This is a genomic window from Streptomyces viridochromogenes DSM 40736, from assembly GCF_000158955.1.
Classification (GTDB): domain Bacteria; phylum Actinomycetota; class Actinomycetes; order Streptomycetales; family Streptomycetaceae; genus Streptomyces; species Streptomyces venetus.
The window spans coordinates 6913778-6927646 of the sequence record NZ_GG657757.1; the positions used below are offsets into that span (position 1 = coordinate 6913778).

Sequence of the window (13869 nt, forward strand, 5' to 3'; positions counted from 1 at the left end):
GTCGGGGAAGGCAAGCACCGGCCCCCGGTGTCGCCCCCCAATGCCCCTGTGCGCCCCCGGTCCGTCAGTCGTGTCCCTCGCGGTGCGCGAAGGCGGCGCGCAGGTCCCGGCTCGCCGATCGCGCGGACGCCGCGCACGGCCACGGACGTGAGGAACGTACGGTCGTCGGCGGTGCCGTCCGCGTTCCGGGTCAGTGCGCCGAGCAGCCGCTGACCGGCCGGGGAGGCCCAGCGCGAGTACGGGTGGACCTCGACCCGGGCGATGGCGAGGCAGCTCAGCGTCAGGGCCAGCGGCAGCGCGAACCACAGGGCGACCAGATGACGCGGCATGTCCGGCGGAGCGGGCGTCAGCAGCGCTGCCACGCCCAGGCCGAACACGGCGAGGGCCGCCACGCGCACCTGACGGACGGCCACCGCGACCGTCGTACGGGCGCCGTCGGGCACCGCGAGCCCCGCGCGCACCAGCCGGTCGGCGATCCCGCGCACCGCGTCCGCCGTGGCGGCGGTGGCCCGCACCGGAGCGATCCGGCACTGTCCCTCGGGGCCGATGGCTCCTATGACCGACCGCTCCATCTCGTCCCGCCCGAGCGGATCGACGACCGTCGCCCAGCCGGTGTGGGCCAGCAGCAGACGGCGCTGGCGTGCCATGGCCACGAGGGTCACGTCCGCGACCCGCCGGGGGCCGCCGGAGAGGAACGCGGCCTCGTACAGGGTCAGTTCACGGAAGCGGCCGGCGTCCGCGTCGACGGCCGCGGCGCGTACGGCGGCCAGGCACAGGCGCGTGCACGCCGTGCCCGCCACGGCCCAGGCCGCCAGCAGGAAAAGGACCCAGAGCATATGTTGTTTGTATGTGACACGGTCGTGAAAACACCATGCCTCGTTCACGATCCGGACGGAGTGTTGTCGGTATGTGACGTTCCGCTTCATGGCGGGGCCTACGTCAACCGCCGTCCGCGACGGGCGGGGCCGGCGACTAGCCCACCCGGGTCCTCTGCACCGCCCGGACGTCCTCGCGGCGGTGTGCCCCGTGGCCGCCGACCGCCCGATGGGCCATCTTGCTGACCGTCGAGCCGATCGGCACCGGCCGGATGCGAAGGAGGCCCCGCGGTGGGCGAGCTGTACATCGACGGCGAGTGGACCCGGGCGGGGGCCGGCGGCAGGCGGGAGGTGGTCAACCCGTACGACGCCTCCGTCGTCACCACCGTCGACGAGGCCGACACCACCGACGTGGACCGCGCCGTACGCGCCGCCCGGCGTGCTTTCCAGGAGGAGGACTGGGCGCAGGCCCCCACCCGCCGCCGGGCCGATCTGCTGCTGCGCGTCCACGACCTGCTGCTGCGCGACCAGGAGGACATCGCCCGCACCGAGACGCTCGACACCGGAAAGACGCTGGCCGAGGCGCGTATCGACGTGGAGGACGTGGCGAACGCCTTCCGCTACTACGCCGAACTCGCCGACAAGGACGGCGGCCGGGTCGTGGACGTCGGCCCGGACGTCCTCAGCCGCGTCGTCTACCAGCCGGTCGGCGTCTGCGCGCTCATCGCCCCCTGGAACTACCCGCTCCTCCAGGCCTCCTGGAAGGTCGCCCCGGCCCTGGCCGCCGGCAACACCTTCGTCCTCAAACCGAGCGAGATCACACCGCTCACCACCATCGCCATGATCCGGCTCATCGAGGAGGCCGGCGCACCGCCCGGCGTCGCCAACCTGGTCCTGGGCTCCGGGGCGACCGTCGGCGCCGCCCTGACCAGCCATCCCGAGGTCGACCTGGTGTCCTTCACCGGTGGCCTGAACACCGGACGGTCCATCATGGCCAGCGCCGCCGAGGGGCCGCGCAACATCGCGCTGGAACTGGGCGGCAAGAACCCCAACATCGTCTTCGCCGACGCCGACTTCGACGCCGCCGTGGACTACGCGCTGGACGCCGCCTTCCTGCACTCCGGGCAGGTCTGCTCGGCCGGCTCGCGCCTGCTGGTCCAGGACTCGCTGCACGACCGGTTCGTCGAGGCGTACGCCCGCCGCGCCCAGGCGATCCGGCTCGGCAACGGCCTGGACGAGGGCACCGAGAGCGGACCGCTCAGCTCCGCCGAACACCGCGAGAAGGTCGAGCGCTACATCGCCATCGGCCAGGAGGAGGGCGCCCGCCTCGTCACCGGCGGCACCCGCCCCGACGACCCCGCCCTCAGCCGCGGCTTCTTCCTGCTGCCGACGATCTTCGCCGACTGTGACCGGTCCATGCGGATCGTCCAGGAGGAGATCTTCGGCCCGGTGGTCACCGTCGAGCGCTTCCACACCGAGGACGAGGCGGTGCGCCTGGCCAACGACACCCGCTACGGCCTGGCCGGCGGCGTGTGGACCTCCGACGCGAGCCGCGCCCAGCGCGTCGCCCAGCGGCTGCGGCACGGCACCGTGTGGATCAACGACTTCCACCCCTATGTGCCACAGGCCGAGTGGGGCGGCTTCGGCCGCTCCGGCGTCGGGCGCGAACTGGGCCCCACCGGGCTGCGGGAGTACCAGGAGGCCCAGCACATCTACCAGAACCTGGCCCCCGCCCCCTCCGGCTGGTTCAAGGGCTGACCCTCCCGCAGCACACCGCCCGCCCGTGGCGCACCGAACGACAAAGAAAGCAGGGCACCGCATGGCCCCCACCTCCGCACACGGCGCCGAGTCCGCCTACGACTACGTCATCGTCGGCGGCGGCACCGCCGGCTGCGTGCTCGCCGCCCGGCTGAGCGAGGACCCCGACTGCCGCGTCTGCGTCATCGAGGGCGGCCCCAGCGACGTCGGCGACGAGCGCATCCTGCGCCTGCGGAACTGGATCAACCTGCTCGGCTCCGAGTTCGACTACGGCTACACCACGGTCGAGCAGCCGCGTGGCAACTCGCACATCCTGCACTCACGGGCCCGTGTGCTCGGCGGCTGTTCCTCGCACAACACACTGATCAGCTTCCTGCCGCTGCCGCAGGACCTCGACGACTGGGTGGACCGGGGCTGCTCCGGCTGGGACCCGGCGACGATCCTCCCCTACCGCGACCGGCTGAAGACCGAGATCGTCCCGGTGGCCGAGGCCGACCGCAACCCCATCGCCAAGGACTTCGTCACCGCCGCCTCCCGCGCCCTCGGCGTCCCCGTCGTCGACGACTTCAACGCCGAGCCCTTCGCCGACGGCACCGGCTTCTTCTCGCTGGCCTACCAGCCGGAGGGCAACCTGCGCTCCTCCGCCTCCGTCGCGTACCTGCACCCGGTGCTGGACCGGCCCAACCTCACGCTCCTGCTGGAGACCTGGGCGCACCGGCTGCTCACCGACGACTCGGGACGGCTGACCCGCGTCGCCGTCCGGGGGGCCGACGGCGAGTCCGCCACCGTACGCGCCGAGCGCGAACTGGTGCTGTGCGCCGGTGCCATCGACACCCCGCGGCTGCTGATGCTCTCCGGCATCGGCCCGGCCGACGACCTGCGCGCCCTCGGCATCGACGTACGGGCCGACCTGCCCGGAGTGGGCGAGAACCTGCTGGACCACCCCGAGTCCGTGATCGTCTGGGAGACCGAGGGCCCGCTGCCGCCCAACTCCGCGATGGACTCCGACGCGGGCCTGTTCCTCCGCCGCGACAAGGGGCAGCCCCGCCCGGACCTGATGTTCCACTTCTACCAGCTGCCGTTCACCGTCAACACCGAACGCCTCGGCTACCCGGTCCCCGCGCACGGGGTGTCCATGACGCCCAACGTGCCGCGTGCCCGCTCCACCGGCCGCATGTGGCTGCGCAGCGCCGACCCCGCCCAGCACCCCGCCCTGGACTTCCGGTACTTCACCGACCCGGAGGGCTACGACGAGCGCACCATCGTGGACGGTCTGAAGATCGCCCGCGAGGTGGCCGCCACCGGCCCGCTGCGCGACTGGCTCGTCCGCGAGGTCGCCCCCGGCCCCGACGTCGTCTCCGACGCCGCCCTGTCGGAGTACGGGCGCCGCGCCGCGCACACCGTCTACCACCCGGCGGGCACCTGCCGCATGGGCGCCCCGGACGACCCGATGGCCGTGTGCGACCCCGAGTTGCGGCTGCGCGGCTTCGAAGGCGTACGGATCGTCGACGCGTCGGTGTTCCCGGCCATGCCCACCATCAACCCGATGGTGACCGTGCTGCTCGCCGCCGAACGCGCCGCCGACCTGATCACCGGCCGTACCGGCCCCTCCCGGCGGGAGGCCGGGCAGTGACGAGTCCTCAGCCTCCCGAACCGGCGTCCGGCGTCCCCGGAGGGGAGCCCGGCTCGGAGTTCCGCAAGGACATGGGCCCCTGGGCCAACTTCGCCCTCGGCTTCACCTACCTCTCCCCGGTGGTCAGCACCTACACCCTGTTCGGCACCGCGCTCGCCGAGGGCGGACCGCCGATGATCTGGGCGTTCGTGCTCGCCGGCTGCGGCCAGTTCCTCGTCGCGCTGATCTTCGGCGAGATCGTGGCGCAGTACCCCATCGCCGGCGGCGTCTACCCCTGGGCCCGGCGGTTGTGGGGCAAACGCTGGGCGTGGATGACCGGCTGGATCTACATGTGGGCGCTGCTGGTGACCATCACCGCCGTCGCCTACGGCGCCGGCCCCTACATCGCCATCCTCTTCGGCTTCGACCCCACCGTGCACACCACCGTGCTGTGCACCGCGGTGCTCATCGCCATCGCCGTCCTCATCAACTACGCCGGCACCAAGGCACTGTCGGCGGCGGCCATCATCGGTTTCACCGGCGAGCTCATCGGCGCCCTCGTCGTCGGCATCTACCTGCTCTCCACGCACCGCCACCACAACATCGGCGTCATCTTCGACACCTACGGCACCGAGGGCAACGGCTCCTACCTGCCGGTGTTCCTCGGGGCGGCCATCATCGGCTTCTACCAGTACTACGGCTTCGAGGCGTGCGGTGACACCGCCGAGGAGGTCGCCCACCCGGGCCGCGTGATCCCCCGCGCGATGCGCCGCACCATCTACATCGGCGGCGCCGCGGCCACGTTCACCTGCATGTCGCTGCTGCTGTCGGTCACGGACTACAACGCGGTCATCTCCGGCGAGGATGCCGACCCGGTGGTGACCGTGCTGTACGACGCCATGGGCACGGGCGGGGCGCGGGCGGTGATGGCCGTGGTGCTGATCTCCTTCCTGTCCTGCACGATCAGCCTCCAGGCCGCCGCCGGCCGGCTCATCTACTCCTACGCCCGCGACGAGATGATCGTCGGGCACCGGCTGCTGCGGCGGTTCTCCCACGCCCGCGCGGTGCCCGGCTACGCGCTGCTGGTGGCCGCGGTGGTGCCGATGCTCATCGCGTTCGCCTCGCTGGCCTCCGAGGACGCCCTCACCAACATCGTCTCGTTCGCGATCCTCGGTATCTACGCCTCGTTCCAGATGGTGGTCCTGGCCGCGCTGCGCGCCCGGCTCAAGGGCTGGCGTCCGGCAGGGGAGTTCACCCTGGGCCGCTGGGGACTCCTGGTGAACGTCGGGGCGCTGGCCTACGGCATCTTCGCCATCGTCAACATCTGCTGGGCCCGCACCCCGGAGAAGCCCTGGTGGGAGAACTGGATCGTCCTGCTGAGCGGTGCCGTGGTGCTGGGGACCGGGCTGCTCTACATGTTCACCACGCACCACTACGGCCGCGGTGACGCCCCGGCGGGTGACGCGGTGCCGAAGGAACGGCAGACGAAGACGTGACGACCGGCCCGCGGACACGACCTAGCGGCGCAGCAGCACCCTGCGTGTGGCGCGGGCCAGTCGGTGGGCCGGACGGTGGGATCGCGGTGCCGGTCCGGACCGCTCCAGCCACCACTCCCGCAGCTTCCGCCGTGCCGCGGTGTCCTGCGGCCGTCCCGCGGTCAGCAGGTGCTCGGCGAAGGTGAGGGCGTCGCGTCGGTAGCCGTCGGTCATGGGCTGGGTCCGGGCGTAGGCCAGGAAGGCCGTGCGGTACTCCGCCCCGAGGATCACCGGCAGTTCGGGCGCGACCTTGGCCACGACATCGGCCCGCTTGGCCGCGAGCGCCCGCGCCTGGACGCCGACCCGCGCCCGGTCGAACCCCTCGGGCACGGGCGCTTTGGCGACCAGCGCGGACAGCAGCGCGGCCTGCGCGAGGCCGAGCCGCTGCCGAGCGGCTCCACCGTCACCGGGCCGGGGAAGGCCGCAGGCGCCCCGTGTCGCCCCGACCTCCCCGCCCGGCCGCCCGGCGCCGCCCCGAGCGACCATCCCGCTCGCGACGCCTCGGGTCTCTCCGAGCAGCCCGGCCCCGGCTCCGGGCCGCAGCTCCTCGTGCCGCGCGGCACCGACAGCCTCTTCTCCTCGCCCGCCCGGCGCCGCATCCTCGGCGACGTCACCGGTCAGCGCGGCATCGACAGCCCCCGTCTCCCCTCGCCGGGCGGCGACGACCGCGCCGCCCGCCGAGCGGAGCTCCGTCTTCACGCGCTCCACGGCCCCCGCGTCCAGCGCCCGGCGGATCGCGCCCAGTTCCCCCTCCAGCTCCGCCGACTCGGGGAAGTTCTCGTCGCGCTCCAGCAGCACCCCCGGCGGGGACACCCGGGACGCGAGGTCCGTCAGGATGTCGAGGACCGGGCGCGGGACCGGGTGGGCGTGGCTGTCGTGCCAGACGCCGTCGCGTTCGAAGCCGCCCGCCACATGGACGTAGGCGATGGCCTCCAGGGGCAGCTCGGCGAGGGCCTTGACGGGGTCTTCGCCGCGGTTGACGTGGTTGGTGTGCAGATTGGCCACGTCGATCAGGAGCCGCACGCCCGTACGGTCGGCCAGCTCGTACAGGAACTGGCCCTCCGTCATCTCCTCGCCCGGCCAGGCGATCAGCGCGGCGATGTTCTCCACGGCCAGCGGCACCGGCAGCGCCTCCTGCGCGATGCGCACGTTCTCGCACAGCACGTCGAGGGCGTCCCGGGTCCGGGGGACGGGCAGCAGATGGCCCGCCTCCAGACGCGGGGACGCGGTCAGCGCGCCGCCCGCCCGTACGAACGCGATGTGCTCGGTGACCAGCGGCGACCCCAGCGCCTCCACCCGCTCGGCCAGCGCCACCAGCCGGCTCTCGGCGGGCCGGTCCGCGCCCCCGAGGCCGAGCGAGACGCCGTGCGGCACCACGGTGACGCCGCGCTCGCGCAGCCGCCGCAGCGACTCGGGCAGGTGCCCGGGGCAGACGTTCTCGGCCACGGTCTCGACCCAGTCGATCCCCGGCATGCGCTCCACGGCGTCCGCGATCTCCGGTCGCCACCCGATGCCCGTCCCCAGTCGCTCCATCGTCCCCCTCCTCCGCACGGCCCGATCCTCGAACGTGAGGGGGGTATGGCCCAGCCGCCCGGCCCCGAACCGCACAGGGCCGTCCTTCAGAGGAACATTTGAGGTTCGGCGGCGCTACGCCGTGCGGGAGGAGCGGTAGTTGAACACCGACCACAGGACGAACAGGCCCGTCACGATCATGATGATCGACCAGAACGGCTGGTACGGCAGCCAGATGAAGTTCGCGATCAGCGCCAGCCCGACCACGACCGCCGCCACGATTCGCGCCCAGGGCTCAGCGGTGAACAGGCCGAACCCGGCCGCCACCGCGAGCACGCCGATGACCAGGTGGATCCAGCCCCAGGCCGTCAGGTCGAACTCGAAGACGTAGTCGCCGAAGCTCGTGTACACCTCGTCGTTCGCGATCGCCACGATGCCCTCGAACACGGCGAAGAGGCCGTAGACGATCATCAGGGTGCCGCTCAGAGCGAGATCTCCGGGCGTCGAGGAATCGTCGGTACCGTCGTAGCCGGCACCGCTGGGCGACCGGTCGTCGCCGGAGGGAGAGTTTGCGGCGCTGGTCATGGCTGCCTCCTGAATGAGGGTTGTCCGGTAACCCCACTGGAGCACCCGTCCGCGTCCGGCGCGCCCGCGGCTGCTCCGAACGAGTGGCCGCAAGGGCATCTAGTGCCCCGACAGGCAACGTTCGCCCCGTCGCGCAAACGTTGCCTGCCGCGGCACGGGCTACCGGCGCAGCGCCGGGTGGTCCGCGACGACCGTGCACGAGCCGGGCGCGATCTCCGTGAACCCCGCGTCGCGCACCACCGGCAGTCCGCTGCCCGTCAGTTCGGGCCAGCGGGCCCGGTCGGCCGTCCGTACGGCGAGCGGGAAGCCCCCGTCGTGCCAGGCGGCCCGCTCCTCGTCGGACAGCTCCCACCAGGCCAGCTGTGCGGCGTGCCCGGCCTGGGCCATCGCCTTGCCGGCCGACATGCCGAGGTCGGGGTTCAGCCACAGCACGGGGGCGGTCGCGTCCGCGTCCACCGGCGGTTCCGGGTCGTCCAGGTCGGTGCCGGAGACCTGGAGCCGGGCCAGGTCCCTGGGCCAGCCGTCCAGCGGGACCGGCGGGAAGACCCGCACCTCAGCCGACTTGCCGGTGACCGTGAGGCCGGGCAGCGCCTCGGCCCGCCGCCACTCGGCGCCGCGCGCCCGCCGCACCACCTTGCGGATCCTGGCGTCCTGCCAGTCGCGCATGGCCTGGGCCCACTCGCCGTCGCCGGCCGACCGCTCGTCAGCGAGGATCGTCAGCACGGCCCGCGCCGCCGTCTCCAGCGCGTCCGTACGCGCCGGCGGATCCGTGCGCTCGATCCGCACGACCAGCGGCAGCACGAACTGCGGTGCCGCATCGCGCGCCGAGGGTTCGGAACGGAAAGGGCTGTCACTCACGGGCGTCGGGTCTTCGCTCACGAATCCCAGTGTGCCAGCCGGGAGATCGTGCAGGATGGCCGCATGCGACCCGACCTGTGCCTTCAGAACGCGGGCCGCCGTTACGGCCTGCGCGGCCCCTGGGTGTTACGCGGTGTCGACCTGACGGTGGCACCGGGCCGGCTCATCCGCGTCGAGGGCGGCAACGGCAGCGGCAAGTCCACCCTCCTGCGGCTGCTCGCCGGCATCGACGCCCCCAGCGAGGGCCGCATGACCGGCCGCCCGCGCACGGCGTACGTCCCGGAACGGTTCCCGCCGGCCCTGCCCTTCACCGCCGCCGGTTACCTCACCCACCTCGGCAGGGTGCACGGCCTGACCCGCACCGCCGCCGCCCGGGCCGCCGGCGAGTGGCTGGAGCGCCTCGGTGCCGCCGCCTACGCCGATACACCCATGGCACGGCTGTCGAAGGGCAGCAGCCAGAAGGTCGCGGTCGCGCAGGCCCTGCTGGGCGAGCCGGAGCTGCTGGTGCTGGACGAGGCGTGGACCGGTCTGGACACCGAGGCGCGCGCCGAGTTGGAGCGGGCCGTGGCGGAGCGCACGGCGGCCGGCGGCTCCGTGGTGTTCGTCGACCACGATCCGCGCCGCCTCGCCGGCCTGTCCGACGCGACCTACGCCGTGCGGGACGGGAGCCTTGTGGAGCGGGCGTCCGCCGAGCCGGTCCCGTCCGGCCCACAGGTCATCGTCGACGCGCAGGGTCCGCCGGACGGGCGGCTGCCCGCGGAGGTGCACGCGTCGGTCTCCTCGGCCGAGGAGACCGCACCGGGCCGCTATCGCCTGACTGTCCCCGCCCCGCACTCCGACGTCGTGCTCCGCGCCCTGCTCACGGCCCGCCCGCCCTGGCACGTGGCGAGCGTGGTCCAGCGGGAAGACCCGACCGGGAGCCGCCGGTGACCGCCCTGCTGCGCTATCACGCCGCCCTGCTGCTGCGCTCCCAGCGCTGGCTGCCGCCGTTCCTGCTGTACGCCGCCTTCCTCGCCATCAGTATCCAGGCCGGTCAGCCGGTGCTCGACTCGCTCGGCTACTCCGCCGCCGCGCTGCTGCCCGTCGCGGCGTGGCTGGCGCGGATCTGCGTCACCGGCGAACCGGATGCCGCGCGCGGCTGTGTGGCGGCGGCAGTCGGGCCCGGGCGTGCCCAGGTGGCCTGCCTGCTGGTGGCGCTGGCCGGCGCGGCGGCGCTCGGCACGGTCACGACCCTCCTCGTCACCCTGCTCAGCGATCCGGTCGCCTCCGACCACCGCACCCGGGTGCCGCTCGGCCCCGCCTGCGGGGCCGGACTGCTCGCCGCCCTGGCCTGCGCCCTGCTCGGCACGGCCGTTGGGGCTCTCACCAGCCGGCCCCTGCTGCGGTCGCCGGGCCGCGCCGTGCTGGCCCTGCTGCTCGCGGCGCTGCTGTCCCTCGTGGCCACCGGCTCACCCGCGCAGGCGGTGGTGCAGGGCCTGGTGACCGGCTCACAGAAGGGCACCGTGCCGCTGCCGCTGCTGCCCCTGGCGGCCGCGGCGCTGGTGACGGCCGCGGCGCTGGCCCTGTCCGGTGCGCTCGCCTCCCGCAGATCACCCTGAGCAGGCGGTGCGCTGGGCCTCCTGCCACTCGCAGACCGGGCAGAGCGTGATGCCCTTGTACGACTCCGGGTATTCCGTCGGCTCGCGGCACAGCACGCTCCCCCACTCTCGACTGCGCTCGAGCGGGGGGACCCCCATCGCGTACGGCGGTCCCTCCGCCCTGGGCGGCCTGGGCGCGTCGATCAGGCAGTAGTCGTCCTCGCTCATACCTCCAGCGTCGCCGGTCAGGGTCGCGCGCCCACGGCCCCGATCAACTCCGACACCTTCACGAACCGGAAGCCCTCGCGCCGCAGCCCGGGCACGATCGCGCGCACCGCCCGCTCGGTCGCCGGGGCGGCACTGCGGGTGCAGTGCAGCACGACCACCGACCCCGGGCGCACCCCGTCCAGCACCTGCCGGACGACCACGTCCGGGTCCGTTTCGAACGCGTCGCCGCCGACCACGTCCCACTGCACCGCGGTCACCCCGGTCGGGGCCAGGGCCTTCAGCGCCCGCCGGTCGTAACAGCCGCCGGGAAAGCGGAAGTAGGGCATCGGTTCGGGTACGCCGACCCTCCGGAAGGCCGCGTACGCCCGCTCCACGTCCGACCGCATCCGCGTCCCGGGCACGGTCGGCAGGCCGTAGCAGTCCGGCGTGTACGCGTAGTGGCTGTAGGAGTGGTTGGCGACCTCGAAGAGGGGGTCCCGGCCGATGGAGCGGGCCTGGTCCGGGTATTCCTCGGCCCACCGCCCGGTCATGAACACGGTGGCCGGCACCTTCAGTGTGCGCAGCGTCGAGATCAGCCGCGGATGGTCGAACCGCTCACCGGCCGCCGCCCGCGCCCCCTGCCCGGCGGTCATGTCGGCGTCGAAGGTGAGCGCGACGGTCCTGCCGCGGGTGCGGGAACCGTGTGCGAAGACGGGGGTCAGGCCGGCGGGGCCGGGCGCGAGGGTCGGGGGCCTGGACGCGGGCGCGGACGCCGGTGTGGACGCGGCCCGCGGGGGCTCGGCGGTGCCGCAGGCCGCGAGGGCGGCGCCGAGGGCGCACACCGCGGTGGCACGGCGGAGAAGGGTGATCACCGTATGAAGATATGAGCGGGATCAGCCCGTTATGCGTGCCGCGTGCGGGTGTCACCCGGCCGTCAGATGTCCCGCTGCTCCAGTGGCTTGGTCGCCGGTCCCTGGATCACCTTGCCGTCCGTGCCGAAGCGGGAGCCGTGGCAGGGGCACTCCCAGGCGCGCTCGGCGCCGTTGAAGGAGACCAGGCAGCCCAGATGGGTGCAGCGGGCGGAGACGGCGTGCAGAGCGCCGTCGTCGTCCCGGTAGACCGCGAGTCGGTGACCGTCGGCGCGGACCACGGCACCCTCGCCGGGCGGCAGGGACTCCACCGGCGGCGACGGCCGCAGCCGGTCGCCCACGAAGTGCCCGGCGACCTTGGCCTGCGTCTTGAGGAACGACGGCGCCTCACGCACGGCGGGACGCACCCGGCGAGGGTCGTACAGCCCGCTCCACGCGCACTCCTCGCCCGTGATCTGCGCGGTGAGCAGACGGCCCGCCATGATGCCGCCGGTCATGCCCCAGCCGCCGAAGCCGGTGGCCACATAGGCGTGCCGGGCACCCGGGTACAGCGGGCCGACCATCGGCACGGTGTCCGTCGGGTCGTTGTCCTGTGTGGCCCAGCGGTGGGTGACGTCCAGGTCGGGGAAGTGGTCGAGGGCCCAGGCGGTGAGGCGTTCGAAACTGCTCCGCGGGTCGCCGGTGCCGGGCGTGAAGTGCTCGCCGGTGACCACCAGCAGGCGCCGGTCCCCCTCGGAGGGCGCGGTGCGCACCGAGCGGGTGCCTTCCTCGGGCGTGATGAACATGCCGTCCGGGTCCTGGTCCGCCGGGATCGTCCCGGCGACGACCAGCTCACGGCGCGGGGACAGCCGGGCGAACAGCAGGGCCCGGTCGAAGATCGGGTAGTGCGTCGCGACGACGACGTCCCGGGCCCGGACCGTCGCCCCGGTCGTGGTCGACAGCCGGCACGGCTCGCCCTCGTCCATGGAGAGGACGGTGGTGTCCTCGTAGATCCGCCCGCCGTGTCCGGCCAGGTCGGCGGCGAGGGCCAGCAGGTACTTGCGCGGGTGGAACTGCGCCTGCCCGGTGACCCGGACCGCGCCCGCCACCGGGAAGGGCAGCCCGGTCTCCGTCACGAACGAGGCGGGCAGCCCGGCCTCTGCGGCCGCCCGTGCCTCGGCGCGCAGTTCCTCCACCCGGCCCGCGTCGCGGGCGTACGTGTAGGCGCTCCGGGTCTCCCACTCGCAGTCGATGCCCAGGTCCTCGACGATCGCCGCCGCGTGGGCGAGCGCCTCGGACTGGGAGCGCGCGTACAACCGCGCGCCCTCGGGGCCGCGGGTGCGCCGCAGCTTGTCGTAGACGAGCGAGTGCAGGGCGGTGACCTTGGCGGTGGTGTGCCCGGTGACTCCGGCCGCGACCCGCCCGGCCTCCAGCACGGCCACGCTCCGCCCGGCCCGTGCGAGTTCCCACGCCGTGCTCAGTCCGGCGATACCAGCGCCGATCACCGCCACGTCGACGTCCAGGTCCTCCGTCAGCGCCGGGTGGTGGCCGTCCGGTGCCGTGTCGAGCCAGTACGAGCTGCTGACCTGCTGCTTCTCGCTCATGGGCCACCGAGTACCCCGGCCCGTCCGCTTCAGTGTCCGCCGTTCGGCTTTACAGAGGGAGCCGGCAGGACTAACGTACAACCAAATGGTTGTAGATGATTTGGGCGACGAGACGGTGGACCGGCTGTTCCACGCCCTGGCCGACACCACGCGCCGGGACATACTGCGCCGCTGCGTGCGCGGGGAACTGTCGGTGTCGCGGCTGGCCGAGGGCTATCCGATGAGCTTCGCGGCGGTACAGAAACACGTCGCGGTGCTGGAGCGGGCCGGTCTCGTCACCAAGCAGCGCAGCGGACGGGAGCAGCTCGTGCGCACCGACCCCGACGCGGTGGGCCGTGCACGCCGGGCCCTCGACGAGCTGGAGTCGGCATGGCGCGGGCGCGTGGACCGGATGGCCCGGCTGCTCGCCGATGACCCGGAGACCGAAGAGAACGACACCGCGGAAGGACCCGAGCGATGAGCGTCACCAGCGTCGACAAGGACCTCGACACCCTCACCCTCACCCTGATCGCCGACTTCACCGCCCCCGTCGAGCGGGTGTGGCGGCTGTGGGCCGACCCCCGGCAGCTGGAGCGCTGGTGGGGCCCGCCGAGCTACCCGGCGACCGTGGAGGAGCACGACCTGACCCCCGGCGGCGAGGTCACCTACTTCATGACCGGCCCGGAGGGCGACCGGCACCGCGGCTGGTGGCGGATCTCCTCCGTCACCCCGCCGACGTCCCTGGAGTTCACCGACGGCTTCGCCGACGACGACGGCAAGCCCAAGGACGACATGCCGACCATGTCCGTGCGGGTGCGGCTCACCGGTCACGAGGGCGGCACCCGTATGGAGATGCGCTCCCTCTTCGACTCCCGTGAGCAGATGGAACAGCTGGTCGCCATGGGTATGGAGGAGGGTCTGCAGCAGGCCGTCGGCCAGATCGACGCCCTGCTCGCCGCCTGACGGCGGGCCGCCTCAG

General features: G+C 73.3%; 13 protein-coding genes and 1 pseudogene. 7 read left to right on the plus strand and 7 right to left on the minus strand.

Translation table 11 applies throughout. From position 1 onward, the window contains the following. Window positions 1–64: 64 nt before the first annotated feature. Window positions 65–836: pseudogene (locus SSQG_RS30280) on the minus strand (TIGR04222 domain-containing membrane protein). 270 nt (window positions 837–1106) lie between these two features. On the opposite strand from SSQG_RS30280, the gene SSQG_RS30285 reads away from it, so the two are divergent. The 3 genes from SSQG_RS30285 (at window position 1107) to SSQG_RS30295 (ending at window position 5681) form a co-directional block, all read left to right on the plus strand. After that, complete coding sequence (locus SSQG_RS30285) at window positions 1107–2573, plus strand: aldehyde dehydrogenase family protein (protein WP_003993748.1); 1467 nt, start codon at window positions 1107–1109, stop codon at window positions 2571–2573. Between the two features lie 61 nt (window positions 2574–2634). Beyond that, window positions 2635–4206, plus strand: a complete 1572-nt coding sequence (locus SSQG_RS30290) for a GMC family oxidoreductase (RefSeq protein WP_003993749.1) — start codon at window positions 2635–2637, stop codon at window positions 4204–4206. After that, window positions 4203–5681, plus strand: a complete 1479-nt coding sequence (locus tag SSQG_RS30295; protein ID WP_003993750.1) for an APC family permease — start codon at window positions 4203–4205, stop codon at window positions 5679–5681. The genes SSQG_RS30290 and SSQG_RS30295 overlap by 4 nt, the downstream gene beginning before the upstream one ends. A 21-nt stretch (window positions 5682–5702) precedes the next feature. Here SSQG_RS30295 and SSQG_RS30300 read toward each other — a convergent pair whose 3' ends face one another. The 3 genes from SSQG_RS30300 to SSQG_RS30310 form a co-directional block, all read right to left on the minus strand. Beyond that, window positions 5703–7253, minus strand: coding sequence for a DUF692 domain-containing protein (locus SSQG_RS30300; RefSeq protein WP_003993751.1), 1551 nt, complete (start codon window positions 7251–7253; stop codon window positions 5703–5705). Between the two features lie 114 nt (window positions 7254–7367). Further along, on the minus strand, window positions 7368–7817 hold the full coding sequence (locus SSQG_RS30305; protein ID WP_003993752.1) for a DUF7144 family membrane protein: 450 nt from the start codon (window positions 7815–7817) through the stop codon (window positions 7368–7370). A gap of 159 nt (window positions 7818–7976) precedes the next feature. After that, entirely contained in the window at window positions 7977–8696 is a 720-nt protein-coding gene (locus tag SSQG_RS30310; protein WP_039933958.1) for an aminoacyl-tRNA hydrolase, read from the minus strand. 42 nt (window positions 8697–8738) lie between these two features. Here SSQG_RS30310 and SSQG_RS30315 point away from each other — a divergent pair, with 42 nt between their 5' ends. Both SSQG_RS30315 and SSQG_RS30320 read left to right on the plus strand, forming a co-directional pair. Further along, on the plus strand, window positions 8739–9605 hold the full coding sequence (locus SSQG_RS30315) for an ABC transporter ATP-binding protein (RefSeq protein WP_003993754.1): 867 nt from the start codon (window positions 8739–8741) through the stop codon (window positions 9603–9605). Further along, window positions 9602–10273 (plus strand): hypothetical protein, encoded by a 672-nt coding sequence (locus SSQG_RS30320; protein WP_003993755.1) that lies wholly within the window; start codon window positions 9602–9604, stop codon window positions 10271–10273. The genes SSQG_RS30315 and SSQG_RS30320 overlap by 4 nt, the downstream gene beginning before the upstream one ends. Here the strand turns inward: SSQG_RS30320 and SSQG_RS30325 are convergent. From SSQG_RS30325 to SSQG_RS30335, 3 genes are all read right to left on the minus strand, one after another. Beyond that, window positions 10265–10480, minus strand: coding sequence for a hypothetical protein (locus tag SSQG_RS30325; protein ID WP_003993756.1), 216 nt, complete (start codon window positions 10478–10480; stop codon window positions 10265–10267). The genes SSQG_RS30320 and SSQG_RS30325 overlap by 9 nt on opposite strands. 17 nt (window positions 10481–10497) lie before the next feature. Then, complete coding sequence (locus tag SSQG_RS30330) at window positions 10498–11331, minus strand: polysaccharide deacetylase family protein (protein ID WP_003993757.1); 834 nt, start codon at window positions 11329–11331, stop codon at window positions 10498–10500. 62 nt (window positions 11332–11393) lie between these two features. Then, window positions 11394–12911 carry an FAD-dependent oxidoreductase gene (locus SSQG_RS30335; RefSeq protein ID WP_003993758.1) on the minus strand — a complete coding sequence of 506 codons (1518 nt, stop codon included), beginning with the start codon at window positions 12909–12911 and terminating at the stop codon, window positions 11394–11396. Between the two features lie 85 nt (window positions 12912–12996). Here SSQG_RS30335 and SSQG_RS30340 point away from each other — a divergent pair, with 85 nt between their 5' ends. Further along, a complete protein-coding gene (locus tag SSQG_RS30340) occupies window positions 12997–13371 on the plus strand; it encodes an ArsR/SmtB family transcription factor (RefSeq protein ID WP_003993759.1) in 375 nt (124 codons plus the stop codon). Then, on the plus strand, window positions 13368–13853 hold the full coding sequence (locus SSQG_RS30345; RefSeq protein ID WP_003993760.1) for an SRPBCC family protein: 486 nt from the start codon (window positions 13368–13370) through the stop codon (window positions 13851–13853). Before SSQG_RS30340 ends, SSQG_RS30345 begins: the two co-directional genes overlap by 4 nt. Window positions 13854–13869 lie beyond the last annotated feature (16 nt).

Bases quoted from the DNA above. Each gene is read 5' to 3' on its own strand.
- SSQG_RS30290 (WP_003993749.1), top strand. From the start codon at position 2,635: ATGGCCCCCACCTCCGCACACGGCGCCGAGTCCGCCTACGACTACGTC.
- SSQG_RS30300 (WP_003993751.1), bottom strand. From the start codon at position 7,253: ATGGAGCGACTGGGGACGGGCATCGGGTGGCGACCGGAGATCGCGGAC.
- SSQG_RS30305 (WP_003993752.1), bottom strand. From the start codon at position 7,817: ATGACCAGCGCCGCAAACTCTCCCTCCGGCGACGACCGGTCGCCCAGC.
- SSQG_RS30315 (WP_003993754.1), top strand. From the start codon at position 8,739: ATGCGACCCGACCTGTGCCTTCAGAACGCGGGCCGCCGTTACGGCCTG.
- SSQG_RS30325 (WP_003993756.1), bottom strand. From the start codon at position 10,480: ATGAGCGAGGACGACTACTGCCTGATCGACGCGCCCAGGCCGCCCAGG.
- SSQG_RS30335 (WP_003993758.1), bottom strand. From the start codon at position 12,911: ATGAGCGAGAAGCAGCAGGTCAGCAGCTCGTACTGGCTCGACACGGCA.
- SSQG_RS30340 (WP_003993759.1), top strand. From the start codon at position 12,997: ATGGTTGTAGATGATTTGGGCGACGAGACGGTGGACCGGCTGTTCCAC.
- SSQG_RS30345 (WP_003993760.1), top strand. From the start codon at position 13,368: ATGAGCGTCACCAGCGTCGACAAGGACCTCGACACCCTCACCCTCACC.